Source organism: Novosphingobium panipatense, assembly GCF_900182875.1.
Taxonomy (GTDB): Bacteria; Pseudomonadota; Alphaproteobacteria; order Sphingomonadales; family Sphingomonadaceae; genus Novosphingobium; species Novosphingobium panipatense.
In genome coordinates, this window is sequence record NZ_FXUI01000005.1 from 80,149 (window position 1) to 100,700 (window position 20,552).

Consider the following 20,552-nt stretch of genomic DNA (forward strand, 5'->3'; position numbering starts at 1 on the left):
TCAGTTGGAAAGGGCGCGGCGGATGGCGCTCGCGATCTGGCGGGACGAGCGCTGCAGGGACTGCGGCGTGTCCGACCCGCGCGGGGCGGACAGGTTGATCGCCACGCGCACGTCTCGGCGGGGGGCGGCGCCCGCTTCGATCCGGCCTGCCGACGTGGGCACGAACAGCTCCGGCCCCCTTTCGCCGACCAGGTAACCCCGGCCCGGCGAGACATTGCCGCCGGTGGCGCGGCCGGGAAGACCACGCAGGTCCAGCGCGCCGGCAAGGATGGAGGCCAGGTCGATGCCGGTGCCGGTGCTGCCGGTCGCGGAGCCGGCCAGTCCCGACGCGAGTGTCCGCGCCGCCTCTGCCGCGATCGCATCGAGCACGGAGACGGCGGTGCGCTTCAGATCGTCGAAGCCGAGGTTGCCTTTCCGGATCGCCCCGGCAAGGCCGCGCTCCAGCGCGTCGCCCGCCCGGGCGAAACCGGAGACGAGATCGCGGTCCACGGCGCCGCGCATCTGCGCGATGTCGCGCGCAAAGCCTTCGGTTCCGGCGCGCACCTCGACAAGGAGGCTGTCCATCTCGTCATCCATGATCGCGCTCCATCAGCGTGTGCAGGGCATCCCGATTCATGCCGGGAGTTTCAGGTGCGAGCAGGCCGAGCGACGCGGCCAATTCGGCGGGGGTGGCGGACCAGAACTCCTGTGGCCGCCAGCCGAGCGATCGGGCGGCAAGCCCGCACAGGGCGAGTGCGCGCGCCGCGAAGTTCACGGCGTTCCCTTGAGGATCTGGGAGAGAAGCACCCGCAGCGGCGCCGCGCAGGCGGCAAGTCCCTGGGCAATGACCGCGTCGCCAACGGCTTCGCGGGTGATGCCGCGCTCCGCCAGGCAGTGCCAGAACAGGGCGGCCATCTCATTGAGGCGCAGTTCGCCCGATCCGGCGCGCTCCACCAGCGCGAACAGCGGGCCAAGTTCCTCCTCTGCGGCAACCAGTGCGGAGAAGCTTGGGCGCAACTGCCGCTGCGCTCCGGCGACGGTGAGGCAGGCTTCGCCTCGCAGCGGGTTGGCGGTCATGCCGGCACCACCTTGCCGGAGCTTTCCAGCTGGAGCGTGTAGTTGCGCTCCCCGTTGAAATCACCTGCGTAGTCGAGCCGCTGGACCAGGAACCGGCCGCGCAGCCGCTCACCGTCCTCGAAGCTGAGTTCGTAGTCGTCCAGAAGTCCCGAAAGGGCGTTGGCACGCACCTGCGCTTCGGCCGCGCTGCCAAGGAAGATGCCGGCCGCGCTGACGGACACGGAGCGGACGCCCGCGCCTGACAGCAGTTCGCGCCAGCCGCCGCTTTCCTTGGAGGTGACGACGACCGCATCGCCGGTGACGGACATCTGAGTGGTCCGCAGCCCCGCAACGGTATGGTAACCGGCGGGCGATGCGCCATCGGAAATCTTGAGAAGGAAGGCGCTGCCTTTTTGTGCAGGCATGGATCAAGTCCTTTCGGGTGAGAGAGGAAAGCGGCGAGGAGGATGGAGACGCCGTTCCCGTTCAGGCGGCGAGAAGGCGAAACCGGTATTCGAGCAGCATCGCACGGCGGTTCTGCGGGCGCTGCTCGGCGCGGGCCCACAGGAACTGGATGGTGACGATCCGAAAGGAGGTCTGGTCCCGGGGAAGGCTCTCGATCCGCGCCTCGATCAGGGAGACGAGATCGCCTGCGGCGGGCGGAGCGTCGCCCCGGCAGTGGAGTTCGAGGGCGAGGCGCACTTCCCGGCCCCTTGCGGACGTGCAGCTCCAGTCCACGCTCGCGCTGGAGGCAAGGGCAAGCCAGGGCAGGCTTGTCCGGGACGGCGCCTCCTCCACGATGGCGTTGAGGTTTCCAGCAAGGAAGGGGTCGGCGGCAAGCCAGGCGACAAGGGCGGCGCGCAGGGCGATTTCCATGAGCTATCCTCTTCCGAAAAGCGGCCAGAGCAGGTTCGCCCGGCGCCAGTGACGTTCATCCTGCTGCCGCACGAGGCGCAGGGCGGTGACGCGCGCGGTCGCAGCGGCGGCGGCACGCACCGTCAGGCGCCGGGCAAGGGCTTCGAAGTCGGTGGCGGCTTTCATGCGAGCCGCATCCGCCGCCAGGGGCGCCACAGCGCCGCGACAGATGCAGGCGGCAGCGGAGCCGCTCCGTCACCGTCCCGCGCACGATGCTGGTGAGCGGCGAGGCGCACGATGCCATGGCGCAGGCCTTCGGGAAGCCTGCCCCACTCAGGGGCGAGACCGGCTGTGAAACGGACCACCGCGCGCGTGCCTTCCACGGGTGCGGACAGGCGAATCCGGCCTGAACCGTCGGCAAGAAGGTCGGTTTCCCACGCGCCCGGAAGAAGGGGTGTTCGCGTGCCATCGGCAGCGACGCTCATCACCGATGCGACGGCGTGCACGGGCGGCGTGGCCAAGTGATGCCAGCCTGCGCAGACCGGAAGCGCCTCCTCGCACTCAGCCTCCAGGGGCAGGGCGCCGGTGAAGGCCTCGCAGACGTCAAGCGCGGCCGTGAGCAGCGCGGTGAGCGGCGCATCGTCGACTGCGGAGGTGATGCCGAGCCACTGCTTGAGTTCGGCTAGCGCCGAGGATGGCAGCGCGGCCGGGGTGAGGATGACCCGCTTCATGAGTGTCTCCGATCTGAACTACGGGGTGGACGGTGCGCCCGCGCCCGTGGCGGCGCGGGCGGTCGACCGATCAGGCGGAGATGCGCAGCAGCTTGATGGCGTCGGAATCGAGAACCTGCCCGCCGATCCGCTTCGTCGCGTAGAAATGGACGAAGGGCTTGTTGGTGAACGGATCGCGCAGGATCGCCGTCGCGGTGCGTTCCGCGATGAGATACCCGGCGCGGAAGTTGCCGAAGGCGATGGGCAGGGCGTTGGCCGCGATGTCCGGCATGTCCTCGGCCTCGACCACCGGATAGCCGAGCAGGCGATTCGGCTGGCCTTCCATGAGCCCCGGCTGCCACAGGAACGACCCGTCCGCGGCCTTCAGCTTGCGGACCTGAGCCAGGGTTTTCGAGTTCATCACCCAGCTCGCCCCCTGACGGTGCCCGGCCTTCAAGGAATGCACGAGGTCGATCAGCTTCAGTTCGGGTGAGGTATCAAAGCCGGTGGCGTTGCCCGAAAGGACATGCTGCAGGGTTCCGAAGGCGCGCGTCCCATCCACTGCGGCGCTGGTGGTGCCGGTAAGGAAGCCGCGCGGCTGGTTCGTGCCGGTGCCGCTGACGAACGCAGCACCCTCGGCCCGTGCGAACTCCATGGCGATTTCATCCGCCAACCAGGATTCGATGTCGAACGCAGCGTCGTCGAGCATCGCCTGGCTGGCCGCCGGGTTGGCGTAGAGCTCACCGGACGGCGGCGCGATTTCGGCGAAGACCGGAGTGGCCGTTTCCGGGCGGACAGCGGTTTCGCTCACCCAGCCCGAGGCGGTGCCGCCGGTCGTGATCAGCTTGCGGTAGCCGGCCGAACCGGTCTGCACGACCTGTGTGATCGCGCGGATGGGGCTGATATTCTTCAGCCGTGCCGAGATGAGCGCGTCGATTTCACGTGGAACGCAGTACCCGCCCTCGGCGGCGACCGTGCCCGAAAGCGATTTGAGTTCGGTCTCGCGGCCGGCCCGCAGGTAGCCCTGCACGAAGCTCTTGACCTCCAGGCTTGGCGCGCCTTCGATCAGCGGGCGGGCCGCTGCGCGCGAGACGCGGTCCAGCCGGGCTTTGACGTCGTCGACATCGCCGCGCAGGGCGGTGACGGCAGCGTCGGTGGCATCCTGGCGGGCGACAAGGTCGAAGGACGCGTCGAGAGCCTCTACGGAAGATGGGGATTCCATGGAGCATTCACCTTTCGTTGGTGGGGAAAAGGAAGTGGATCAGGCGATCAGGTGCACGCGGGCGCCATGCTGCATCGGGTGCGTCACGAGGCTGACCTCGAAGAGGTCGAGGTCGAGCAACTCGCGTCCGTGCGGGGACTTCCGGGCGGCGCGTGCGCGGTAGCCGAAGGAGAGGCCGGTCACCGCGCCGCGCTTCAGCGCCAGTCCCGCCGCGCCGGACGGGTTGTCGACGGTGGCGACGACCCGCAGCCCGCGTGCATCTTCAGCGGCGGTCTCGATCCAGCCGATGCGAAGGTCCGCGCGGTGCTGCCAGAACAGCGGCAGGGGCTCGCCCCGCTCCGCCAGCGAGCGGGCGAATGCGCCGGGGCGGATGACGTCGCGGCCGGCGTCCGGCGTGCCGAACAGCGCGGCGTAACCGGCCAGGCGCATCATCGCAGCAGCTCCGTCGTGCCGAGCCGCACGGTCAGCCCAAGCAGCAGCAGAGCCAGTGCGCCGCGCACGATCCAGCTGAACACCGTTCGGCGTGCGGTGGACTTCGCGTCGCGCCAGGCCTGGAGCAGTTCGCGCAACTCGCTCACGTCCTGCGGCGCTGTTGCATCGTCAAGCCCGATCCGAGCGAGCATGCGCCGCGCGCCGAGTTCGCTCGCCTCCTCGACGATGGCCCGCAAAGTGACGAGGGTTCCGCCTTCCGCCGTCGCCTGGGCAAGAAGCCCGGCAAGCATATCATTGGAGTTCATGATTTGTTCTCCGATCTAGAGGCCGAGAAGGGCACGCTTTTCCGCGCTGTCGAGGAAATCGGCGGCACTGACCTGCGCCCAGAGCCGCTCGCGGTCTTCCGCAAGGGCAGGGACGCGGTCGAGGTCAATGGCGAGGGTCGCCTCGGGAAACCACGGGGTGAGCGCCTCGCCCAGAGCGCAAAGGATCTTCCCGGCGAGAGGCAGCAGGGTCAGACGCCAGAGAGCGCGGTTCGCTTCCCTGTAGTTGTTGTAGGTGGCGTCTCCCGGCAGGCCGAGCAGCATGGGCGGAACACCGAAGGCGAGCGCGATGTCCCGGGCGGCCGCAGCCTTGAGCGTCGCGAAGTCCATGTCCGCCGGGGTCATCGCCATCGCCTGCCAGGAGAGGCCGCCTTCCAGCAGCATCGGCCGTCCCGCGTTGGCGGTTCCGGCGTAGGCCGTGGACAATTCCGCCTTGAGCCGATCGAACTGATCGGTCGTGAGGGCCGCGCCGTCTCCACTGTCGTAGACCAGCGCACCGGACGGACGCGCCGCGTTCTCCAGCAGCTGCCGGTTCCAGGCCGAGGCGGCGTTGTGCGTGGCGATCGCTTCGTCCGCAGCGCACAGGCACCCGGCGCCGTAGTGGTCATCGCCGGGGTGGAAGTGGCGGATGTGGATCACGTTTGCGGATGCATCTTCATCCAGCAGCGGAAGCGACAGGCGGCGCCCTGCGACGTCGTAGGCATAAGCGGCGGGCCAGCCGTCGTCCCCGGCCACCACGCTCACGCGCTCGGGTCGCAGCGCGAACAGCTCGACAGGGACGCCGCGCGCGTCCTTCATGACCTGCACGTAGGCGTTGCCGTGCAGCAGAAGGTGAGAGGCGAGCGTTTCCAGTTGGGACTGGCCCGCGCTGGTCTCAGCGATGAGCGCCGCCAGCCGGGGCTCGACCGGCTTCAGAGGAGCGCCCGCAATGCCTTCGGCGACGAGGCGGACCGCACGCTGCGCCACCGGGTTTTCCAGATAGGCCCGGCGTACAGCCTGACCGTAGTCGAACGGCGCACGGCCGCTTTGCGCAAAACCCGTGTTCTGGGCAAACAGCCACGGCGAGGCGGCGCCACGGGCAAGGGGCACGCGGGAACTCCCACCCTTGAAGGCGGCGGCAAGAGAGGCGATGAAGGACACGGCAGGTTCCTTTCGAGATCTGGACTATCAGGGGAGAAGGCGCTGCTTCGCGGGTGCTCCGCTGTCTTTATGTCAAGTCACCCGGACACGCGGCTCCGCCGCCCTGCCCAGCAGCAGTTCGGTCAAGGCCCAGACCAGTGCGTCCGCCCTGTCCGGGGACCGTCCCGGCCCTTGATAGGCGCCGCCGGCGACGAGCCCGCAAAGCTCATCCTCCAGCGCGGGAAATGTGCCGGCGTGATGCACGCGCCCGGCTTCGTACAAGGCAGCGACAGGCTCGGCCCGGGCCGCCTTGCCGCGGCTGGCGTGGACCAGACGCAGCGGCAGCGAAAGCTGCGCCGCGCGAAGGACCGAGCCCACCATGGCGCCGCCCTGGTTGGCTTCGGCGACCACCCGCTCGGCGTTCCAGGCTTCGGCCGTGACGGCGACGGCGCGCGCCCAGCGTTCCGGCCCCGCCTTCTTCACCGAGGCATCGGCAAGGATATGGGCCGAGCCGTCCTGCGAGAGCCCCGCCACGACGATGCCGCAAGCGTCACCGTGAGAGGATGCCGGCGGATCGACCCCGACGACGACGCGCACCAGATCCGGTGTGCGCTCGTTCCGGCAGGCCTCAATCAGCGACCGCGTCCACAGAGCACCCTCGATATCGGCGATCAGTTCGCCGTCGAGTTCCTGTCTTCCGAGCACCGAGCGGCCGAAGCTGCGGCGCATGTCGGTAAGGAACTGCGCGGGCAGATTCGCGCGGTTGTCCTCCGTCCGGCCGCGTGTGATCGCCACTTCTTCCTGCGGCATTCCGAGCAGGCGCTGAACGAGCGGCACCGCGCGCGGTGTGGTCGTCGCAAGGGCGCGCTGGCGTTCGCCAAGCCGCAGGCCAAGCAGCAGATTGTCCCAGGCCCCCGTGGCCCTTCCCGAGGCATTGTCCCACTTGGCGATCTCGTCGCACCAGGCGTGGCTGTGCTGCGGGCCGCGAAGGGCTTCGGGCTCCTGGGCGGAGTACAGCACCGCCTGCGCGCCATTGGGCCAGACCAGCCGGCGCAGCGAAGGCTCGAAACGCGGGCGGTGGCGGCGCGGGCAGACCGACAGAAGGCCGCTTTCGCCCTCCACCATGACGGCGCGCACTTCGGGCAGTGTTGCCCCAACAAGAGCGATGCGCGCCGCCGGATCGGCGTCCGCAATGGTGCGCACCCATTCGGCGCCCGCTCGCGTCTTGCCGAATCCCCGGCCCGCCATGATGAGCCAGGTTCGCCAGTCCCCTGCCGGGGCAAGCTGCTCCGCGCGCGCCCAGAGCCGCCAATGAGTCTCAAGCTCCTCCTGCTCCTTGTCGCTGAACTTGCGCAGTTCGGCCCGGCGTTCTTCCAGCGGCAGCGCCTCCAGAGTCGCGAGCTGATCACTGATCTGCATGCGAGGGCGCCTCCGTCTCCGCCGGCGCGGCGAGGCGGCGTTGCTTGATCTTCTCGATCTTGGCGTTGATCGCTTCTGAATTGCGGTTTTCGATCACCGCCCGCTGGCGAGTGGCGCTTTCCCGATGCGCGACGAGGAGGCGCAGGGCCGTGGCGTTGTCGAAGACGCGGGTTCCCCGCTTCGCCCCGGCGGCCGGCTTGATCTCGCCCTCGCGGAGACGGTGGAGGAGGTTCATCTCCAGAAGGTCGTACCCTTCGCAGAGCGCCTCCTGCCATTCCCGGTAGAACACGGGATCGCTGCGGCGCACCTCGTAGACGCGGGTGGTGCTGATCCCGGCGGTGCGAGCCGAAGCCGCCACGTTGGAGGTTGCAGCCAGTTCGGCGAGGAAGATGCGGCGCCAGCTTCGGGCAGGCGCGTCGGTATGGCCCGCAGGCGCACGCCGGCGAGGAGGGCTCTTGTCCGCCATGAGCTGTTCCGTTCCAGAAGATTGGGGAGGCGAGATCAGCCGGGGGAACCCGGCCGGTGCTGCAATGTTCACGATATGTACCGTTCTGGCGTGCTGTTGTCAAGCAAAAATAACCTTATTGGTTAGGCTCTGCCTCTTGTCCGTCTTCCGCCGCCCCTCTAGGCAGGGCGCGATCACACCCGGGGGATTCTTGAAGATGCTGCGCCGCCTCTACGAATGGACTATGGCCAAGGCGGCGCACCGCCACGCCGAGTGGTGGCTGGCGATCTTCGCCTTCATGGAGGCGAGCTTCTTCCCGGTGCCGCCGCATCCGCTGCTGGGCCTCATGTGCCTGGCCGAGCCGAAGAAGGCGCTGCGCTTCAGCCTGATCGCCACGCTGGCGTCCGTCGTCGGCGGGCTGCTGGGCTACGCGATCGGCCACTTCGCCTACGAGGCGTTCGGTGAAGCCATGCTGCGCGCGCTGGGGCTGGCGGACAGCTTCCCCAAGGCCGCGTGCTACCTGCGCGATTATGGCGCGGAGATCATCATCGTGAAGGGCGCCACCCCTATCCCGTTCAAGCTCCTGACGATCACCGCCGGGTTCATTGGCATGAACCTCATGGTGTTCCTGGGGGCCTCGCTTGTGTCACGCTCGATCAGCTTCATGATCGTGGGTGTGCTGTTCCGTTTGTTCGGCGCACCGATCAAGGCGGTGATCGACAAGCATCTGGGCAAGGTCACGGCGGCCTTCGCGGTTGCCGTGGTCGCCGGTTTCCTCGCTCTGGCGTTCCTCGGCGGCGGGGCGGAGGAGACCAGCGAGAAGTGCGCCTCGGCTGTGGCGGCAAAAACCGCTTGAGCGCTTGGCCCCGGCGGGGCGCTCGATCTAGCTTCTCTCCCGAAGAGCGATTGGGAGAGTCGAGGCAGTGTCGTCATTCACCACACGTCCGTTGCAGGACAATCTTCCGTTCGGCCTGCGCATTGGCGGACTGACTCTTGGCCAACTGCAGCACAAGGCCGTCCGGGACGACATCGACGCGCTTTTCGTCAAGCACGGCATGATCGTTTTTGAGGACGTCGAACAGACGGACGAGATGCAGCTGGCCATCTCAAGCTGCTTCGGACCGTTGAAGGAACACCCGGTCAAGGGCGTCAGCCGCGTCGATTCGAACCGCATGCCCGGTGTCATAGAAATCCGAAGCCAGCGCGGCCGCGGCGTCGTGGAGGTGGACGGGCGGCAGGTGTCGCATTGGCTGCCGTGGCACTTCGATCACTGCTACAACGACGAACTGAACCGCGCGGGAGTTCTGCGGTCGGTAGAACGGGTTGAGGAAGGCGGCATCACCGGCTTTTTGGACGGGGTGGCCCTGTACGAAGCCTTCCCCGCCCGGTTGCGGGACCGGATCGAGAGGGCGCAGATCGTCTATCGTCTGGAAACACAGTTCGACCAGCTGAAGTTCGGCCGTCCCGAACAGTATCGCATGATCGAGCCCAAGCCGATGCCCGCCGGTTTCGCCGAGCAGGTCGCAGCCATGCCGCGCGCAATTCATCCTGCGGTCTGGACCCGGTCGACAGGGGAAAAGGTCCTCCACGTTTCCCCGTATATGGCGCAGGGCATCTTGGGCAACGAGACACCGGAAGGGGATGCGCTGCTGGAGGAGGTGTGCCAGGAGATCAACCGGCTCGGCACCCTGTGTTCCTATCACCACAAGTGGCGGCCCGCCGATATGGTGATCTGGGACAACCTGCGCATGCTCCACTGCGTGTCCGGGAACAACCCGGAGGAGGAGCGGCTGATGTACCGCACAACGATCAGCGGGGACTACCGGCTGGGCCGTTGGGAGACTGCACCCGGTGCGGCGATGGCGGCGGACGCGATGGTCTGAGCGGATGCCAAAGATCGATGTGAACGGCCTTGCGATCGACTATGAACTGATCGGAGACGAAGGTGGGCCGCCGCTGGTGTTGACACCGGGCGGTCGCTACCCGCGCGACACCGCAGGTGTCCCGGAACTTGGGGCGAAACTGGCGGAAGGCGGCTACCGCGTCCTCCTGTGGGACAGGCCGGGATGCGGGGCCTCGGATATCGCGTTCACGGCGCCGAGCGAGTCGGTGATGAACTGCGAGGCGCTGGTTGGGCTGATCGACGCCCTGAGCTTTCGAAATGTCACACTGGTGGGAGGGTCGGCAGGGTCCCGCATCACTCTCATGGCGGCTGCCCGCCAGCCTGCGAACGTGCGCCAGATCGCCATCTGGTGGATTAGCGGCGGCCCCGTCGGTCTTGCGGGGCTGGCGTGGTTCTACTGCGGGGACCAGATCGCTGCGGCGAGCAAGGGCGGCATGGAGGCGGTCGTCCAGCTTCCGAGCTGGGCCGATCAGATCGCCCGCAATCCGCGGATTCGCAGCATCCTTATGGCTCAGGACCCTGACGCATACATCGCGACCATGCAGCGGTGGGGCAAAGCTTTCGCCTATTCCGACGAATCGCCCGTGCCAGGGATGACTGCGCAGGACTTTGCGCGGCTGACGATGCCGGTCCTGACCTTCCGTTCGGGCAAGAGCGACATGGCTCACACACGCGAAACCTCGGAATGGGTCCATCGCCTCCTGCCAAACTCCACGCTGGTGGAGCCGCCATGGGGCGACCAGGAATGGAACTGCGTCTCGACCTTCCCGGTCGATCCCGCGAACCGTCGCGGACGTTTCGAACGATGGCCGCTCCTGGCCCCCCTGCTGCTGGACTGGTTGAAGGCCTGACCGATGGACCTTGCCGAACTTGCCGACCGTTACACCATCCATCAGGTGCTGCTGCGTTATGCCCGGGGGCTGGACCGGCTCGACAACGAACTGGTCCGCTCCTGCTACTGGGACGATGCGATAGAGGATCACGGGCACTTCGTCGGCTCACCGGACGATTTCATCGCCTGGGCCGATGGCACGACGCTGATGTTCGAGACGACGCAGCACGCCATCCTCAATCACGTCTGCGATCTTCAGGGCGACGAGGCCTTCTGCGAGACCTACTATCATTTTTCAGGGGTCACGGCTGAGGGACCGAACTTCATGTCCACCGGCAGGTATGTCGATCACTTCTGCAGGCGGGACGGCGAATGGCGCATCGCCAACCGCGTTACCATCGTGGAGGGAACCTACGATGTGCCGAAGGCGGCGCATGCACCGGCCAGCCCGTATTCCGCTGACGAGCCTTCACAGGCGCGACGGGACCGCAGCGATGTCAGCTATCATCGCCCGCCGCTGCCCCGTCGACCACGCTAGGCCCCATCGCTTCATCCGTTCGCCCGGTGAATCCGTAGCTGTTGCGGTCACTTGACTGCCGTTCGGTCTGTGTCATCCTCCTCACGCTGCGCCGCAAGGTGGCGGCGCCGGAAGGAGGGCTATGGCTGGTCGTTCTGTTCGAGCATCGTCGGATTTCCGCGCTTCTGCAGATTTCCTGAGGCAGTTGGAGGGGTACGGTCTGACGACCGTCGAAATCCACTACTTCCTGCCGGATCATCCCAGCTTCCTCCAGCTCTTCGCCTTCCAGCAGTACGATGTGGCTCCACGTTTCCCGGTGCTGCGCGACTTCCTGGACTACTGGACGCGAGAGATCGAAGGACCGCTGCATTCCGTCCGCGTCGCGCACAGGAAGCTGATCGGCCCGCAGGAGTGGCAGGCGGTGGACGGGATCATCTCTATCCACTGATGGACAGGAACCGTCGCGGTGCTCGGCGGTCTGTACCCGGAGACCGCGACGGAACGGCACCGCGACGAGGAGAAGCCATGTCAAAGATCGCCATCATTATCGGCAGCCTGCGCGAAGGATCGTACAACCGCCGACTGGCCGAAGCCCTGACACGGCTGCCGGCTGCACAGGGCCACGACTTCACCTTCGCCCAAATCGGGGCTTTGCCGCTCTACAACCAGGATGACGATGACGATCAGGCGGAACCCGTCATGGCGCTGAAGGCGCTGGTGTCCGGCTCGGACGGTGTCCTGTTCGTCACGCCGGAGTACAACCGGTCAATTCCCGGCGTGCTCAAGAACGCGCTGGACCATGCCTCGCGGCCCTATGGACAGAGCGCCTGGGCCGGGAAACCGGCGGGTATCACCGGCGTGTCGATCGGGGCCATCGGCACGGCTCTGGCGCAGCAGCACCTGCGCAACATCCTGGCCTATCTCGACATGCCGACGCTCGGTGCGCCCGAGGCGTTCCTGCAGTGGAAGGATGGCCTTCTCAATGACGATGGCACGGTGGGCGCCCAGTCGTCCGAGTTTCTGAACGGCTGGATGCAGGCCTTTTTGGACTACGTAGATCTTCATTCGGTCTGAGCCGTTTCCCCCGCCTCGGGGGCGGGGGAAGGTTCGTCCTCAGCCCAGGATACCCACGGCCTCGCCGGCGCGGGTGAACATGCCGATGATCTGCTGCACCTGCTCGGCCGAATGTTCGGCGCAGAGCGAGCAACGCAGCAGGGTCATGTTCGCGGGCGTTGCCGGCGGGCGGGCGAGATTCACGTAAAGGCCCTCCCGCAGCAGCGCTTCCCACATCATCGCGCCGCGCTCCAGATCGGGCATGATGACCGAGATGATCGCGCTCTGCGGTTCGGTCGTGCCGAGCTGGAAACCTGCGTCCGTCAGCCCCTTGTGCAGCGTGCGCGAGCTATCCCAGAGGTGCGCGCGCTTCTCGCTGGCCGTCATCAGCTTGCGAATCGAGGTCGTGGCGGTGGCGACGACGCTCGGCGGCAGGCTGGCGGTGAAAACGTAGGGACGGCAGACCAGACGCATGATTTCGAACTTGGGGTGGTTCGAGACACAGAAACCGCCGACGGTGCCGACTGACTTCGAAAACGTGCCGATCACGAAGTCGACATCGTCGAGGCAGCCCTGCTCCTCGGCCACGCCGCGTCCGTTGGGGCCGATGAAGCCCATGGAGTGCGCCTCGTCCACCAGCACCATGGCGCCGTACTTCTTTGCGACGGCGATCATTTCCTTCAGCGGGGCGATGTCGCCCAGCATCGAGTAAACGCCTTCGAGCACGACCAGCTTGCCCGCGCCTTCGGGAATGCGCTTCAGGCGCTTTTCCATCGCTTCTATGTCGTTGTGCTTGAACGGCACGACCTCGGCGTCACCCATCTTGCAGCCGTCCCAGATCGAGGCGTGGCTGTCGATGTCGAGGACGATGTAATCGCCCTTGCCGGCAATGGTCGATATGATCCCGAGGTTGGCCTGGTAGCCGGTCGAGAACACCATGGCGTGCTTCATGCCGTAGAAGTCGCATAGCGCTTCCTCGACCGCCTTGTGGCCTGCGTACGTGCCGTTCAGCACACGGCTGCCGGTGGTGCCGGCGCCGAAATCGTCGAGCGCCTGCTTGCCCGCCGCGATCACGTCGGGGTCGAAGGTCATGCCCATGTAGTTGTACGTGCCCAGCAGGATCGTCTCGCGCCCGTTGCACATGGCGACGGTCGGAGAGATCACGCGCTCCATAACGAGGCCGAACGGATCGGTCACACCGGTGGAGAGCAGGTCCGAGCGCATCTTGATGAGCGGGTCGAACTTGCTGAACAGATCGCGGTCCCCGGTCATGTCGCCGCCCTCTACGGTCTGCGGCTGGTCGGGCTGGCTAACGGCCTCGGTCATCGTGCGCTCAACCCTGAAGCTTGACCACGGCGTCGACAAGCTGGCCGTAGGTCTCGATCTCGGCCTGCGCGTTCATCGAGATGATGATGTCGAACTCGTCCTCGATGGCGGCGACGAAGTCCATCACGGTCAGGCTGTCGAATTCCAGGTCGTCGGTGAAGCGGGTGGTGTCGTCGATGGCGATGCCCTTCTTGTTGAAGGGTTCGATCAGCGCGGCGATGCGGGCCGAGGTCTCTGCGCGGTCCATGGGTCTTAACTCCGAAAGCGTCGGGCGGCTCTCTCGCCGCGAATTGCGGCGCAAAAGCGGCGCAGGTGTATCATGTCAAGGCGGGAATGGCTTGAGATGCGCTACGTTTGCGTCCTGTGTCTTTCCGGTCGCCGCCGAGCGGCAGAACGCGAGATGCCGGCTGTCGCCGCCGTCGGCTTACAGCAGCGCCCGGACCGCCTGCATGAAAGGACCAATCGAAACCGGTTTCGCCAGATAGCCTTCCGCTCCAGCTTCCCGGATACGCTCCTCGTCGCCCTTGCCGGCGTAGGCGGTCACGGCCAGCACCGGAATGGCACGCAGGACGGGATCCTTCTTAGCCGTCTCGATCAGGTCCAGCCCCGAGACGTTGGGGAGCTGGATGTCCATGATGATGAGATTGGGCACGAACTGGCGCGCCCGTTCCAGGGCGTCCAGACCATCGGCGCACGGCTCCACCGCGTACCCTTGACTGCGGAGCACGTCGCAAAACAGCTTCCGGTTAAGATCGTTGTCCTCGACAACGAGGATTCGCTTTGCCATTCGACGCCCTGATGACCATCTGGGGTATTGAACCCCCGTCTATTCCACATGAGAGAGACTGACAATTCTTCGAGAGACGTCATCCCCATCGGATCCGCAGGCCCTGGCGCTCAGCGCCCTGGGCTGGGTGCTGGCGGAACAGAGCCGCGCCGACCGCTTCCTCTCGCTCACCGGGCTGACGCCCGATGAACTGCGCGCCTCGCTCATGGAGCGCGGCACGCTGACCGCCGTGCTGGACTTCCTGGCTTCGCACGAGCCGGACCTGCTGGCCGCAGCGGATGCGCTGGGCATCAAGCCCGAGGCTCTGGTGGCCGCGCGCGCAAGGCTCGGCGCATGACGCGGCCGCTGCTCATCACGGATTGCGACGAAGTGCTGCTGCACATGATCAAGCACTTCCGCGACTGGCTCTCCGAAGACGAGGGCGTGCAGTTCGACCTAGCAAACGGCGAGTTCTTCCGCTCGATGCGCCGGGTCGGCAGTGATGAGCCGCTCGAGCAGGCGGAGATGTGGCAGCTGCTCAACCGCTTTTTCGACACCCAGATGCACCGGCAGACGCCGATCGAAGGAGCCGTGGATGCGATTGCAGCCATTCGCGAGCATGCGGACGTTGTGGTGCTCACCAACCTGCTCGACTTTCGGCGCGAAGCTCGGGAAGCGCAGCTCCTCGGCCACGGTATGCCCCTGCGGGTTTTCACCAATCAGGGGCCGAAAGGCCCCGCGCTTCAGGCAATCCTCGACGAATACAAGCCCAACCGGGCCGTGTTCATCGACGACCTGTCCCAGCATCATGGCTCGGTGTTCGAAGTCTCGCCGCATGTGCGGCGCCTACATCTCTGCGGTGAGCCCCAGATTGCCCCCAACATCGCGTGCGCCCTGCAACTGGGCCATGCCCACGCCCGTATAGACGACTGGAACAGCGCACTTCCCTGGCTGCTCGACAGCCTCATGCGCGAAGAAGAGGACATTCATGAGTAAGATCGAAGCCCGCCTTGCCGAACTCGGCCTGACTTTGCCGCAAGCCGCCGCCCCGGTGGCGGCTTATGTGCCCGTGGTGGAGGCCGCAGGCCTTGCTCACGTGTCCGGTCAGTTGCCGTTCGTCGACGGGCAGCTTGTTACCGGCCGCCTCGGCGAAGACGTTACGCTGGAGCAGGGCACTGAAGCGGCGCAGGCGTGCGGGCTTATGATCCTGGCGCAGCTCAAGGCTGCCCTTGGCTCGCTCGACCGGATCGAGCGGATCGTGAAGCTGGGCGGTTTCGTCAACTCGACGGGAGCCTTCACAGACCAGCCCAAGGTGATCAACGGCGCTTCGGAGCTGATGGTGGCGGTGTTCGGCGATGCCGGAAAGCACGCGCGCAGCGCCGTCGGCGTGCCTGTCCTGCCACTGGGTGCCGCGGTGGAAGTGGACGCCATCGTTGCCGTTCGCCCTGCTTGATCGCTGGCTTTCGCCTGCGCCCGATCCGCGCAAGGTCGCGTGGCTCGGTGCGCAGGACTATGCGCACCGCGGCCTGCACGGGGCCGGGGTGCCAGAGAATTCCCGCGCGGCATTTGCACGCGCGATACAGGCGGGGCACGGGATCGAACTGGACGTGCAACGCTCCAGCGACGGCCAGCCGGTGGTGTTTCACGATGACGGGCTTGAGCGCCTGACCGCCGAAACCGGCCCGGTCGCCCGGAGAAGCGCCGCCCAGCTTGGAGCGATCGCGCTTACCGGCAGCGCCGAGACGATCCCGACTTTGCGGCAGGTGCTTGCCCAAGTCGCCGGGCAGGTGCCCGTTCTCATCGAGATCAAGTCGGAGCGTGGCTCACGCGTCGCCGCGCTGTGCCTGGCGGTCCGCCGAGTCCTTGAAGGGTACATGGGACCCCACGCCGTGATGAGCTTCGACCCGCGCGTCTCGCGCTGGTACTGGCGCCACTCGCCGCACACGGTGCGTGGGCTGGTCGTTTCCGAAAGCGATGCCAGGGGCGTTTCGGGAGCAATCCGCCGCCATCTCGCCCTATGGCATTGCCGGCCGGATTTCCTTGCTTACGACGTGCGTGACCTGCCGAGCCGCTTCGCCGGTGCGCAGCGTCGCCGTGGTGTGCCGGTCGCCACCTGGACGGTCCGCGATGCCGAGGACGATGCGCGGGTCGAAGCCTTCGCGGATGCCGCGATCTTCGAAGGCACCGTGGGGAAGGCAAGGACGGGAGCACCGGCCGACCGTGAATGACGGCAGCTTCACCGCCCGTGTCCTTGGCGCTGTCGGCGATCTGCCGGCGGCAGATTGGGATGCGCTGACCGATGGCGGCAATCCCTTTGTCAGCCATGCCTTCCTCAGCGCTCTGGAACGGTCGGGAAGCGTTGGCGGGCGCAGTGGCTGGACGCCCCTGCCGATCGTCGTCGACCGTCCCGGCGGAGGACCGGTAGCCGCGCTGCCGGCTTACCTGAAGGACCATTCTCAGGGCGAGTATGTCTTCGATCATGCCTGGGCCGATGCATGGCACCGGGCGGGTGGGTCGTACTATCCCAAACTGCAGATCGCGGTTCCCTTCACTCCCGCTACCGGCCCGCGCGTGCTGACGCAGGACCCAGAACTTGCCGTTCCCCTGCTGCGTGCGGCCGAGACGCTCTGCCGGGACAACGGTCTTTCCTCCGCTCACGCCACTTTCATCGAGCCTGCACAAGTGCCGATCTTCGAGCGGGCGGGATGGCTCCTGCGCGAGGATATCCAGTTCCATTGGGAGAACCGCGGCTACGCCAGCTTTGACGATTTCCTCGGCGTCCTTTCTTCCCGCAAGCGCAAGGACCTGCGCAAGGAACGCGCCAGGGCGCAGGAGGACGTGGAGATTCGCGCGCTGATTGGCACGGAGATCCGCGAGGAACATTGGGACGCCTTCTGGGAATTCTATCAGGACACGGGCGCGCGCAAGTGGGGCCGGCCCTATCTTACCCGCCAGGCGTTCAGCCTCCTGGGGGAGGCGATGGCGGACCGCATGCTGATGGTCCTCGCCTTCAGCGCGGGCGAGGCGGTGGCGGGCGCTTTGAACTTCATTGGGCGGGATGCGCTCTACGGCCGCTACTGGGGCGCCCGGATCGACAAGCCCTTCCTGCACTTCGAACTGTGCTATTATCAGGCCATCGATGCGGCCATTCGTCTGGGGCTGAATCGCGTGGAAGCGGGGGCCCAGGGCGGGCATAAGCTCGCCCGGGGCTACGAGCCGGTACGCACCGTCTCCGCGCACTACATCGTGCACGATGGCCTGCGCGCCGCCATAGCCGATTACCTCGCGCAGGAGCGCGCGGGCATCGCGCGGGATCAGATATGGCTCGACGGCAGGACGCCTTTTCGCAAGGCGGAGGCGCCTGCGCCCGGACCGGTCGACCGCTAGGTCAGGCGGCGCATCGGATCGTCGCGCCGAGCCACTGCCGGGCCCGGCGCTGCGCTTCGGCGATTTCGCGCGCGGTCATGTCCTCCGCCACTTGCGCGCGGCACGACGCGGCGTCCTCATGCCCGCCTACGGCCGCAAGATTGAACCACTTGTGCGCTTCGATGAAATCGCAGGCGAGGGCGGGGCTGCCGGTGGAGTACGCGACACCGAGGTCAAAATAGCCGGAGGCGTCGCCTGCCGCTGCCGCGGCCAGCGCTTGCGCGATGATCATGTCGGCCGTGTCCAGATCCTGCCCAGTCGCGCATGTAGCCAGCCGCCCGTCTATCTTCGTTGCTTCCATTCCAATTCTCCCCCGGCTGCGACCTCGTCCCGGAACGGGGGACAGGAAGTCCGTTTGCGTTCTGCAGATGAAACTGCGTCGCGCGGGTCAAGATATGGTTAATGCCGTTAGCTGACCTGAACGTGGTCGTATTAACTTCAAGTCACCACTGCTGTGCTCAGGCAAGTTTCTTGCCTCTCCCTCGCTTAACCGCTTGTGCGCAAGGTGACGTCGACTTATAGGCGCGGCACAACCCGCGGATCGTTACGGTTATCGGAAAAATCCGGGACTGCAGGGCGTTGGCGATCCGAGGAGGCACTGCGGAGTTCTCTGGATGGCAACGGCCCTAGCTGACGAAATTGATGTACTCGCAAAGGCGAAACGCGCAATTGGCGGCGCCTATATTTCCGAACCTAACGAAGAATACATGAACGAGGCGCAGCAGGAGTATTTCCGTAAGCTGCTGCTTGCGTGGAAGCGCTCCATCCTCGACGCCTCTGCAGGAACCCTGCAGCAGTTGCAGGACGGGCCTCTGCGCGAACCTGACCTGAACGACCGTGCCTCCAGCGAGACGGACTGGGGCATCGAACTTCGTACGCGTGACCGTCAGCGCAAGCTGATCGCCAAGATCGATTCGGCCCTGCGCCGCATCGAGGAAGGCGAGTACGGGTACTGCGAAGTGACCGGCGAACCGATCGGCCTGGGCCGTCTCGAAGCTCGCCCGATCGCAACCATGACGGTTGAGGCGCAGGAAGCGCATGAGCGCCGCGAGAAGGTGTCTCGGGACGACTGAACCGGCGGAAGTTTCAGGGACGCGCGGCTTCGCCTATGCTCGAAGCCGTCGCGTTAACCCTTTATTCGCCAATGTTCGCTAGAAATCCTGGCCCAGGCACGGTAATTTGCCTGCATCGGCGGCACATGGAGGTGCTGCCCTGAACGCCCGGACCAAAGCGCATGAACGAAGCTGAAAATCGGCAGATCGCACGGGACAGCCTGTTTTTGCTGGCTGATCTGCGTGTCGAGGGTATCGAGGGCGAGTTCCGTATCAAGGTTCGGAATCTCTCGGCCGGAGGCATGATGGGCGAGGGTAACGTGCGCGTCGCGCGCGGAACCGTCGTGCGAGTCAACATCCGCAATATCGGCTGGGTCGAGGGCACTGTGGCCTGGGTGCAGGACAATCGCTTCGGCGTGGCGTTCCGCGACGACATCGATCCGCGCCTTGCACGTGAGCCCATCGCCCGTACGCCCGAATCCTCGCTGGATTACTACATGCGCATCTCCACGCCTGAGCCCACCACAGACAAATCGGCTCTGCGCAAGATCTGAGGATCTGCAACCAAAAGGCTGTGGTTTCATTTGCGAGACAGATGAAATCGACTAGTCCCTAGCCATGGTGTTCAAGCGCCCCGTCTACCGGGTCCTGGCTGTCATGGCCGGTCTCATGCTCGCGTCCTGCAGCGGCTCCGACAATTCCGCCTTTGGCGTGGCGGTTCTCGGCGACGAAAGGGGCGTGCTATCCGGCGATGACCTGTCATCGACTGGAGGGCTGCTGGTCCACGCCTCCACCGTCGAAGGGCTGGTGGCATTCGACGACGCAGGCCGCGTCATCCCGGCCCTGGCGGACCGCTGGATCGTGACGGACGACGGCCAGAGCTATATCTTCCGGCTGCGCGACGGCACCTGGGCCAACGGTGAGCCAATCACGGCCGAAAGCGCACGGCGCGCCTTCCGTGCCGCCCTTCAGGCGGTCAAGGGAACGCCTTTGGCGATGGACCTTGCCGGTCTGGACGATGTACGTGCCACCGCCGGGCGCGTGATCGAGATCCGGCTTGCCCGGCCCATGCCTTACCTGCTCCAGCTGCTTGCCCAGCCGGAGCTGGGCCTGCGCCACAAGGGGGAAGGCACCGGGCCAATGATCGCTGCGCGCGCGGGTGACCGGACGCTGCTGACCGCCATTGACCCTGTACAACTGGGCATGCCGGCGATCGACCGCTGGGCGGAGCGCACCCGACGCATCGAGCTGCGCCGCTTGCGCGGAGAGGATGCGGTTGCCGCGTTCAACGAGGGCAGTGTCGATCTTGTGCTGGGTGGACGGATTCAGGATTTCCTTCTGACCCGCTCCGTCGGCATCCTGCGCGGCACTATCCAGCTTGACCCCGTGATCGGCCTGTTCGGGCTGCGGGTGATGAACGAGCAGGGCTTCCTTTCGCAAGCCGCCAATCGGGAAGCGCTGGCCATGACGGTCGACCGGGACGCCCTCATCGCGCCCTTCGGGGTTGGCGGCTGGGTGCCGACCACGCGCATCGTGTCGCCGAGCCTGGACGGTGACCTCGGCACCATCGGGGAGCGGTGGTCAGGACAGACCATCGAGGAACGCCGGGCCGTGGCCGCGGCCCGTGTGCGCGACTGGATCGCGAGCAATGGCGCCGAAGCCAGCCGCCCGCGCCTGACGATCTGGCTTCCGGACGGAGGCGGATCGTCGGTGCTGTTCGAGCGCCTCTCCAGCAATTTCGCGGCGATCGGCGTTGGTCTCGACAGAGCGGAGGCGCAGGAAGGGGCTGATCTGCTCCTCATCGACGATGTGGCACGCTACCCCCGCGCGGCCTGGTTCCTGAACCGCCTGTCCTGCCGGGCGCGACGGGGAATCTGCTCTCCCGAAGCCGATGCGCGCGTGGCCGATGCTGCCGTCGCCGTCTCCTCGGCCGAACGCGCCGCGATGCTGACCGAAGCGGAAGCAGAGCTCGCGGGCGCGAATGTCTTCATACCGTTCGGCACGCCCATCCGCTGGTCGCTGGTTCGCGGCACCGTGTCCGGCTTCTCTCCCAACCAGTGGGGCTGGCATCCCTTGATGCCGCTCGCCTGGCTCCCCAAGTAGAAGATGCGGCGCCG

31 protein-coding genes are annotated in these 20,552 nt (G+C 66.3%); 14 read left to right on the forward strand and 17 right to left on the reverse strand.

Annotated elements, in window-relative coordinates; genetic code table 11:
• The 13 genes from QOL62_RS09785 to QOL62_RS09845 form a co-directional block, all read right to left on the reverse strand.
• A complete protein-coding gene (locus QOL62_RS09785) occupies positions 1-576 on the reverse strand; it encodes a tail tape measure protein (RefSeq protein ID WP_283406093.1) in 576 nt (191 codons plus the stop codon).
• The gene (locus QOL62_RS09790; RefSeq protein ID WP_283406094.1) at positions 569-754 is read right to left on the reverse strand and encodes a phage tail assembly chaperone; all 186 of its coding nucleotides are present in this window, start codon (positions 752-754) and stop codon (positions 569-571) included. Before QOL62_RS09790 ends, QOL62_RS09785 begins: the two co-directional genes overlap by 8 nt.
• Positions 751-1,056 (reverse strand): gene transfer agent family protein, encoded by a 306-nt coding sequence (locus QOL62_RS09795; protein WP_103727983.1) that lies wholly within the window; start codon positions 1,054-1,056, stop codon positions 751-753. Before QOL62_RS09795 ends, QOL62_RS09790 begins: the two co-directional genes overlap by 4 nt.
• Entirely contained in the window at positions 1,053-1,460 is a 408-nt protein-coding gene (locus QOL62_RS09800) for a phage major tail protein, TP901-1 family (protein ID WP_283406095.1), read from the reverse strand. The genes QOL62_RS09795 and QOL62_RS09800 overlap by 4 nt, the downstream gene beginning before the upstream one ends.
• Positions 1,461-1,521: 61 nt before the next feature.
• Positions 1,522-1,911 (reverse strand): DUF3168 domain-containing protein, encoded by a 390-nt coding sequence (locus tag QOL62_RS09805; RefSeq protein WP_283406096.1) that lies wholly within the window; start codon positions 1,909-1,911, stop codon positions 1,522-1,524.
• A 3-nt stretch (positions 1,912-1,914) separates the two neighbouring features.
• Positions 1,915-2,076 (reverse strand): hypothetical protein, encoded by a 162-nt coding sequence (locus tag QOL62_RS09810; RefSeq protein ID WP_158250613.1) that lies wholly within the window; start codon positions 2,074-2,076, stop codon positions 1,915-1,917.
• The gene (locus QOL62_RS09815) at positions 2,073-2,621 is read right to left on the reverse strand and encodes a head-tail connector protein (RefSeq protein WP_283406097.1); all 549 of its coding nucleotides are present in this window, start codon (positions 2,619-2,621) and stop codon (positions 2,073-2,075) included. The genes QOL62_RS09810 and QOL62_RS09815 overlap by 4 nt, the downstream gene beginning before the upstream one ends.
• 70 nt (positions 2,622-2,691) lie before the next feature.
• Complete coding sequence (locus QOL62_RS09820; RefSeq protein ID WP_283406098.1) at positions 2,692-3,822, reverse strand: phage major capsid protein; 1,131 nt, start codon at positions 3,820-3,822, stop codon at positions 2,692-2,694.
• Positions 3,823-3,861: 39 nt separating this feature from the next.
• On the reverse strand, positions 3,862-4,251 hold the full coding sequence (locus QOL62_RS09825; protein WP_103728568.1) for an HK97 family phage prohead protease: 390 nt from the start codon (positions 4,249-4,251) through the stop codon (positions 3,862-3,864).
• On the reverse strand, positions 4,251-4,559 hold the full coding sequence (locus tag QOL62_RS09830; RefSeq protein WP_283406099.1) for a DUF6127 family protein: 309 nt from the start codon (positions 4,557-4,559) through the stop codon (positions 4,251-4,253). Before QOL62_RS09830 ends, QOL62_RS09825 begins: the two co-directional genes overlap by 1 nt.
• Positions 4,560-4,574: 15 nt before the next feature.
• The gene (locus tag QOL62_RS09835) at positions 4,575-5,717 is read right to left on the reverse strand and encodes a phage portal protein (RefSeq protein ID WP_283406100.1); all 1,143 of its coding nucleotides are present in this window, start codon (positions 5,715-5,717) and stop codon (positions 4,575-4,577) included.
• Positions 5,718-5,789: 72 nt separating this feature from the next.
• A complete protein-coding gene (locus QOL62_RS09840; protein WP_283406101.1) occupies positions 5,790-7,115 on the reverse strand; it encodes a DNA-packaging protein in 1,326 nt (441 codons plus the stop codon).
• Positions 7,102-7,653, reverse strand: coding sequence for a hypothetical protein (locus QOL62_RS09845; RefSeq protein ID WP_283406102.1), 552 nt, complete (start codon positions 7,651-7,653; stop codon positions 7,102-7,104). The genes QOL62_RS09840 and QOL62_RS09845 overlap by 14 nt, the downstream gene beginning before the upstream one ends.
• 124 nt (positions 7,654-7,777) lie before the next feature.
• Between QOL62_RS09845 and QOL62_RS09850 the strand changes: the two genes are divergently transcribed.
• From QOL62_RS09850 to QOL62_RS09875, 6 genes are all read left to right on the forward strand, one after another.
• On the forward strand, positions 7,778-8,416 hold the full coding sequence (locus QOL62_RS09850; RefSeq protein WP_103727992.1) for a YqaA family protein: 639 nt from the start codon (positions 7,778-7,780) through the stop codon (positions 8,414-8,416).
• 67 nt (positions 8,417-8,483) lie between these two features.
• Entirely contained in the window at positions 8,484-9,443 is a 960-nt protein-coding gene (locus QOL62_RS09855; RefSeq protein WP_283406103.1) for a TauD/TfdA dioxygenase family protein, read from the forward strand.
• Between the two features lie 4 nt (positions 9,444-9,447).
• Positions 9,448-10,314: an alpha/beta fold hydrolase gene (locus QOL62_RS09860; protein WP_283406104.1), complete on the forward strand. Its 867-nt coding sequence runs from the start codon at positions 9,448-9,450 to the stop codon at positions 10,312-10,314.
• A gap of 3 nt (positions 10,315-10,317) precedes the next feature.
• Entirely contained in the window at positions 10,318-10,833 is a 516-nt protein-coding gene (locus QOL62_RS09865) for a nuclear transport factor 2 family protein (protein WP_283406105.1), read from the forward strand.
• A gap of 121 nt (positions 10,834-10,954) precedes the next feature.
• Positions 10,955-11,260: an usg protein gene (locus tag QOL62_RS09870; protein ID WP_103727996.1), complete on the forward strand. Its 306-nt coding sequence runs from the start codon at positions 10,955-10,957 to the stop codon at positions 11,258-11,260.
• A 77-nt stretch (positions 11,261-11,337) separates the two neighbouring features.
• Positions 11,338-11,886, forward strand: a complete 549-nt coding sequence (locus tag QOL62_RS09875; RefSeq protein ID WP_283406106.1) for an NADPH-dependent FMN reductase — start codon at positions 11,338-11,340, stop codon at positions 11,884-11,886.
• Positions 11,887-11,925: 39 nt separating this feature from the next.
• Here QOL62_RS09875 and spt read toward each other — a convergent pair whose 3' ends face one another.
• From spt to QOL62_RS09890, 3 genes are all read right to left on the reverse strand, one after another.
• Positions 11,926-13,191, reverse strand: a complete 1,266-nt coding sequence (gene spt, locus QOL62_RS09880) for a serine palmitoyltransferase (RefSeq protein ID WP_199183760.1) — start codon at positions 13,189-13,191, stop codon at positions 11,926-11,928.
• 7 nt (positions 13,192-13,198) lie between these two features.
• Positions 13,199-13,438, reverse strand: coding sequence for an acyl carrier protein (locus QOL62_RS09885; RefSeq protein ID WP_283406107.1), 240 nt, complete (start codon positions 13,436-13,438; stop codon positions 13,199-13,201).
• Between the two features lie 177 nt (positions 13,439-13,615).
• The gene (locus QOL62_RS09890; protein WP_103727999.1) at positions 13,616-13,978 is read right to left on the reverse strand and encodes a response regulator; all 363 of its coding nucleotides are present in this window, start codon (positions 13,976-13,978) and stop codon (positions 13,616-13,618) included.
• 103 nt (positions 13,979-14,081) lie between these two features.
• Here QOL62_RS09890 and QOL62_RS09895 point away from each other — a divergent pair, with 103 nt between their 5' ends.
• Genes QOL62_RS09895 through QOL62_RS09915 form a run of 5 tightly spaced genes read left to right on the forward strand, consistent with a single transcriptional unit; the run spans position 14,082 to position 17,344 of the window.
• Positions 14,082-14,315 carry a DUF3572 domain-containing protein gene (locus tag QOL62_RS09895; RefSeq protein ID WP_103728000.1) on the forward strand — a complete coding sequence of 78 codons (234 nt, stop codon included), beginning with the start codon at positions 14,082-14,084 and terminating at the stop codon, positions 14,313-14,315.
• Positions 14,312-14,953, forward strand: a complete 642-nt coding sequence (locus QOL62_RS09900) for an HAD family hydrolase (RefSeq protein WP_283406108.1) — start codon at positions 14,312-14,314, stop codon at positions 14,951-14,953. Before QOL62_RS09895 ends, QOL62_RS09900 begins: the two co-directional genes overlap by 4 nt.
• On the forward strand, positions 14,946-15,410 hold the full coding sequence (locus tag QOL62_RS09905) for a RidA family protein (protein ID WP_283406109.1): 465 nt from the start codon (positions 14,946-14,948) through the stop codon (positions 15,408-15,410). Before QOL62_RS09900 ends, QOL62_RS09905 begins: the two co-directional genes overlap by 8 nt.
• Positions 15,391-16,185 carry a glycerophosphodiester phosphodiesterase family protein gene (locus tag QOL62_RS09910; protein WP_283406110.1) on the forward strand — a complete coding sequence of 265 codons (795 nt, stop codon included), beginning with the start codon at positions 15,391-15,393 and terminating at the stop codon, positions 16,183-16,185. The genes QOL62_RS09905 and QOL62_RS09910 overlap by 20 nt, the downstream gene beginning before the upstream one ends.
• Entirely contained in the window at positions 16,178-17,344 is a 1,167-nt protein-coding gene (locus QOL62_RS09915; protein ID WP_283406111.1) for a GNAT family N-acetyltransferase, read from the forward strand. The genes QOL62_RS09910 and QOL62_RS09915 overlap by 8 nt, the downstream gene beginning before the upstream one ends.
• A gap of 1 nt (position 17,345) precedes the next feature.
• On the opposite strand, the gene QOL62_RS09920 is transcribed toward QOL62_RS09915, so the two are convergent.
• Positions 17,346-17,684, reverse strand: coding sequence for a hypothetical protein (locus QOL62_RS09920; protein ID WP_103728005.1), 339 nt, complete (start codon positions 17,682-17,684; stop codon positions 17,346-17,348).
• Positions 17,685-17,997: 313 nt separating this feature from the next.
• Here QOL62_RS09920 and dksA point away from each other — a divergent pair, with 313 nt between their 5' ends.
• From dksA to QOL62_RS09935, 3 genes are all read left to right on the forward strand, one after another.
• Positions 17,998-18,456, forward strand: coding sequence for an RNA polymerase-binding protein DksA (gene dksA, locus QOL62_RS09925; protein WP_103728006.1), 459 nt, complete (start codon positions 17,998-18,000; stop codon positions 18,454-18,456).
• Between the two features lie 161 nt (positions 18,457-18,617).
• Entirely contained in the window at positions 18,618-18,989 is a 372-nt protein-coding gene (locus tag QOL62_RS09930; RefSeq protein ID WP_103728007.1) for a PilZ domain-containing protein, read from the forward strand.
• A 64-nt stretch (positions 18,990-19,053) separates the two neighbouring features.
• Positions 19,054-20,538 carry an ABC transporter substrate-binding protein gene (locus QOL62_RS09935; RefSeq protein WP_283406112.1) on the forward strand — a complete coding sequence of 495 codons (1,485 nt, stop codon included), beginning with the start codon at positions 19,054-19,056 and terminating at the stop codon, positions 20,536-20,538.
• The last annotated feature ends 14 nt before the right edge of the window (positions 20,539-20,552 follow it).

Bases quoted from the DNA above. Each gene is read 5' to 3' on its own strand.
- QOL62_RS09815 (WP_283406097.1), bottom strand. From the start codon at position 2,621: ATGAAGCGGGTCATCCTCACCCCGGCCGCGCTGCCATCCTCGGCGCTA.
- QOL62_RS09860 (WP_283406104.1), top strand. From the start codon at position 9,448: ATGCCAAAGATCGATGTGAACGGCCTTGCGATCGACTATGAACTGATC.
- QOL62_RS09820 (WP_283406098.1), bottom strand. From the start codon at position 3,822: ATGGAATCCCCATCTTCCGTAGAGGCTCTCGACGCGTCCTTCGACCTT.
- QOL62_RS09875 (WP_283406106.1), top strand. From the start codon at position 11,338: ATGTCAAAGATCGCCATCATTATCGGCAGCCTGCGCGAAGGATCGTAC.
- dksA (WP_103728006.1), top strand. From the start codon at position 17,998: ATGGCAACGGCCCTAGCTGACGAAATTGATGTACTCGCAAAGGCGAAA.
- QOL62_RS09885 (WP_283406107.1), bottom strand. From the start codon at position 13,438: ATGGACCGCGCAGAGACCTCGGCCCGCATCGCCGCGCTGATCGAACCC.
- spt (WP_199183760.1), bottom strand. From the start codon at position 13,191: ATGACCGAGGCCGTTAGCCAGCCCGACCAGCCGCAGACCGTAGAGGGC.
- QOL62_RS09890 (WP_103727999.1), bottom strand. From the start codon at position 13,978: ATGGCAAAGCGAATCCTCGTTGTCGAGGACAACGATCTTAACCGGAAG.
- QOL62_RS09805 (WP_283406096.1), bottom strand. From the start codon at position 1,911: ATGGAAATCGCCCTGCGCGCCGCCCTTGTCGCCTGGCTTGCCGCCGAC.
- QOL62_RS09865 (WP_283406105.1), top strand. From the start codon at position 10,318: ATGGACCTTGCCGAACTTGCCGACCGTTACACCATCCATCAGGTGCTG.
- QOL62_RS09935 (WP_283406112.1), top strand. From the start codon at position 19,054: ATGGTGTTCAAGCGCCCCGTCTACCGGGTCCTGGCTGTCATGGCCGGT.
- QOL62_RS09785 (WP_283406093.1), bottom strand. From the start codon at position 576: ATGGATGACGAGATGGACAGCCTCCTTGTCGAGGTGCGCGCCGGAACC.
- QOL62_RS09900 (WP_283406108.1), top strand. From the start codon at position 14,312: ATGACGCGGCCGCTGCTCATCACGGATTGCGACGAAGTGCTGCTGCAC.
- QOL62_RS09850 (WP_103727992.1), top strand. From the start codon at position 7,778: ATGCTGCGCCGCCTCTACGAATGGACTATGGCCAAGGCGGCGCACCGC.
- QOL62_RS09810 (WP_158250613.1), bottom strand. From the start codon at position 2,076: ATGAAAGCCGCCACCGACTTCGAAGCCCTTGCCCGGCGCCTGACGGTG.
- QOL62_RS09870 (WP_103727996.1), top strand. From the start codon at position 10,955: ATGGCTGGTCGTTCTGTTCGAGCATCGTCGGATTTCCGCGCTTCTGCA.
- QOL62_RS09840 (WP_283406101.1), bottom strand. From the start codon at position 7,115: ATGCAGATCAGTGATCAGCTCGCGACTCTGGAGGCGCTGCCGCTGGAA.
- QOL62_RS09795 (WP_103727983.1), bottom strand. From the start codon at position 1,056: ATGACCGCCAACCCGCTGCGAGGCGAAGCCTGCCTCACCGTCGCCGGA.
- QOL62_RS09905 (WP_283406109.1), top strand. From the start codon at position 14,946: ATGAGTAAGATCGAAGCCCGCCTTGCCGAACTCGGCCTGACTTTGCCG.
- QOL62_RS09800 (WP_283406095.1), bottom strand. From the start codon at position 1,460: ATGCCTGCACAAAAAGGCAGCGCCTTCCTTCTCAAGATTTCCGATGGC.
- QOL62_RS09825 (WP_103728568.1), bottom strand. From the start codon at position 4,251: ATGCGCCTGGCCGGTTACGCCGCGCTGTTCGGCACGCCGGACGCCGGC.
- QOL62_RS09830 (WP_283406099.1), bottom strand. From the start codon at position 4,559: ATGAACTCCAATGATATGCTTGCCGGGCTTCTTGCCCAGGCGACGGCG.
- QOL62_RS09930 (WP_103728007.1), top strand. From the start codon at position 18,618: ATGAACGAAGCTGAAAATCGGCAGATCGCACGGGACAGCCTGTTTTTG.
- QOL62_RS09920 (WP_103728005.1), bottom strand. From the start codon at position 17,684: ATGGAAGCAACGAAGATAGACGGGCGGCTGGCTACATGCGCGACTGGG.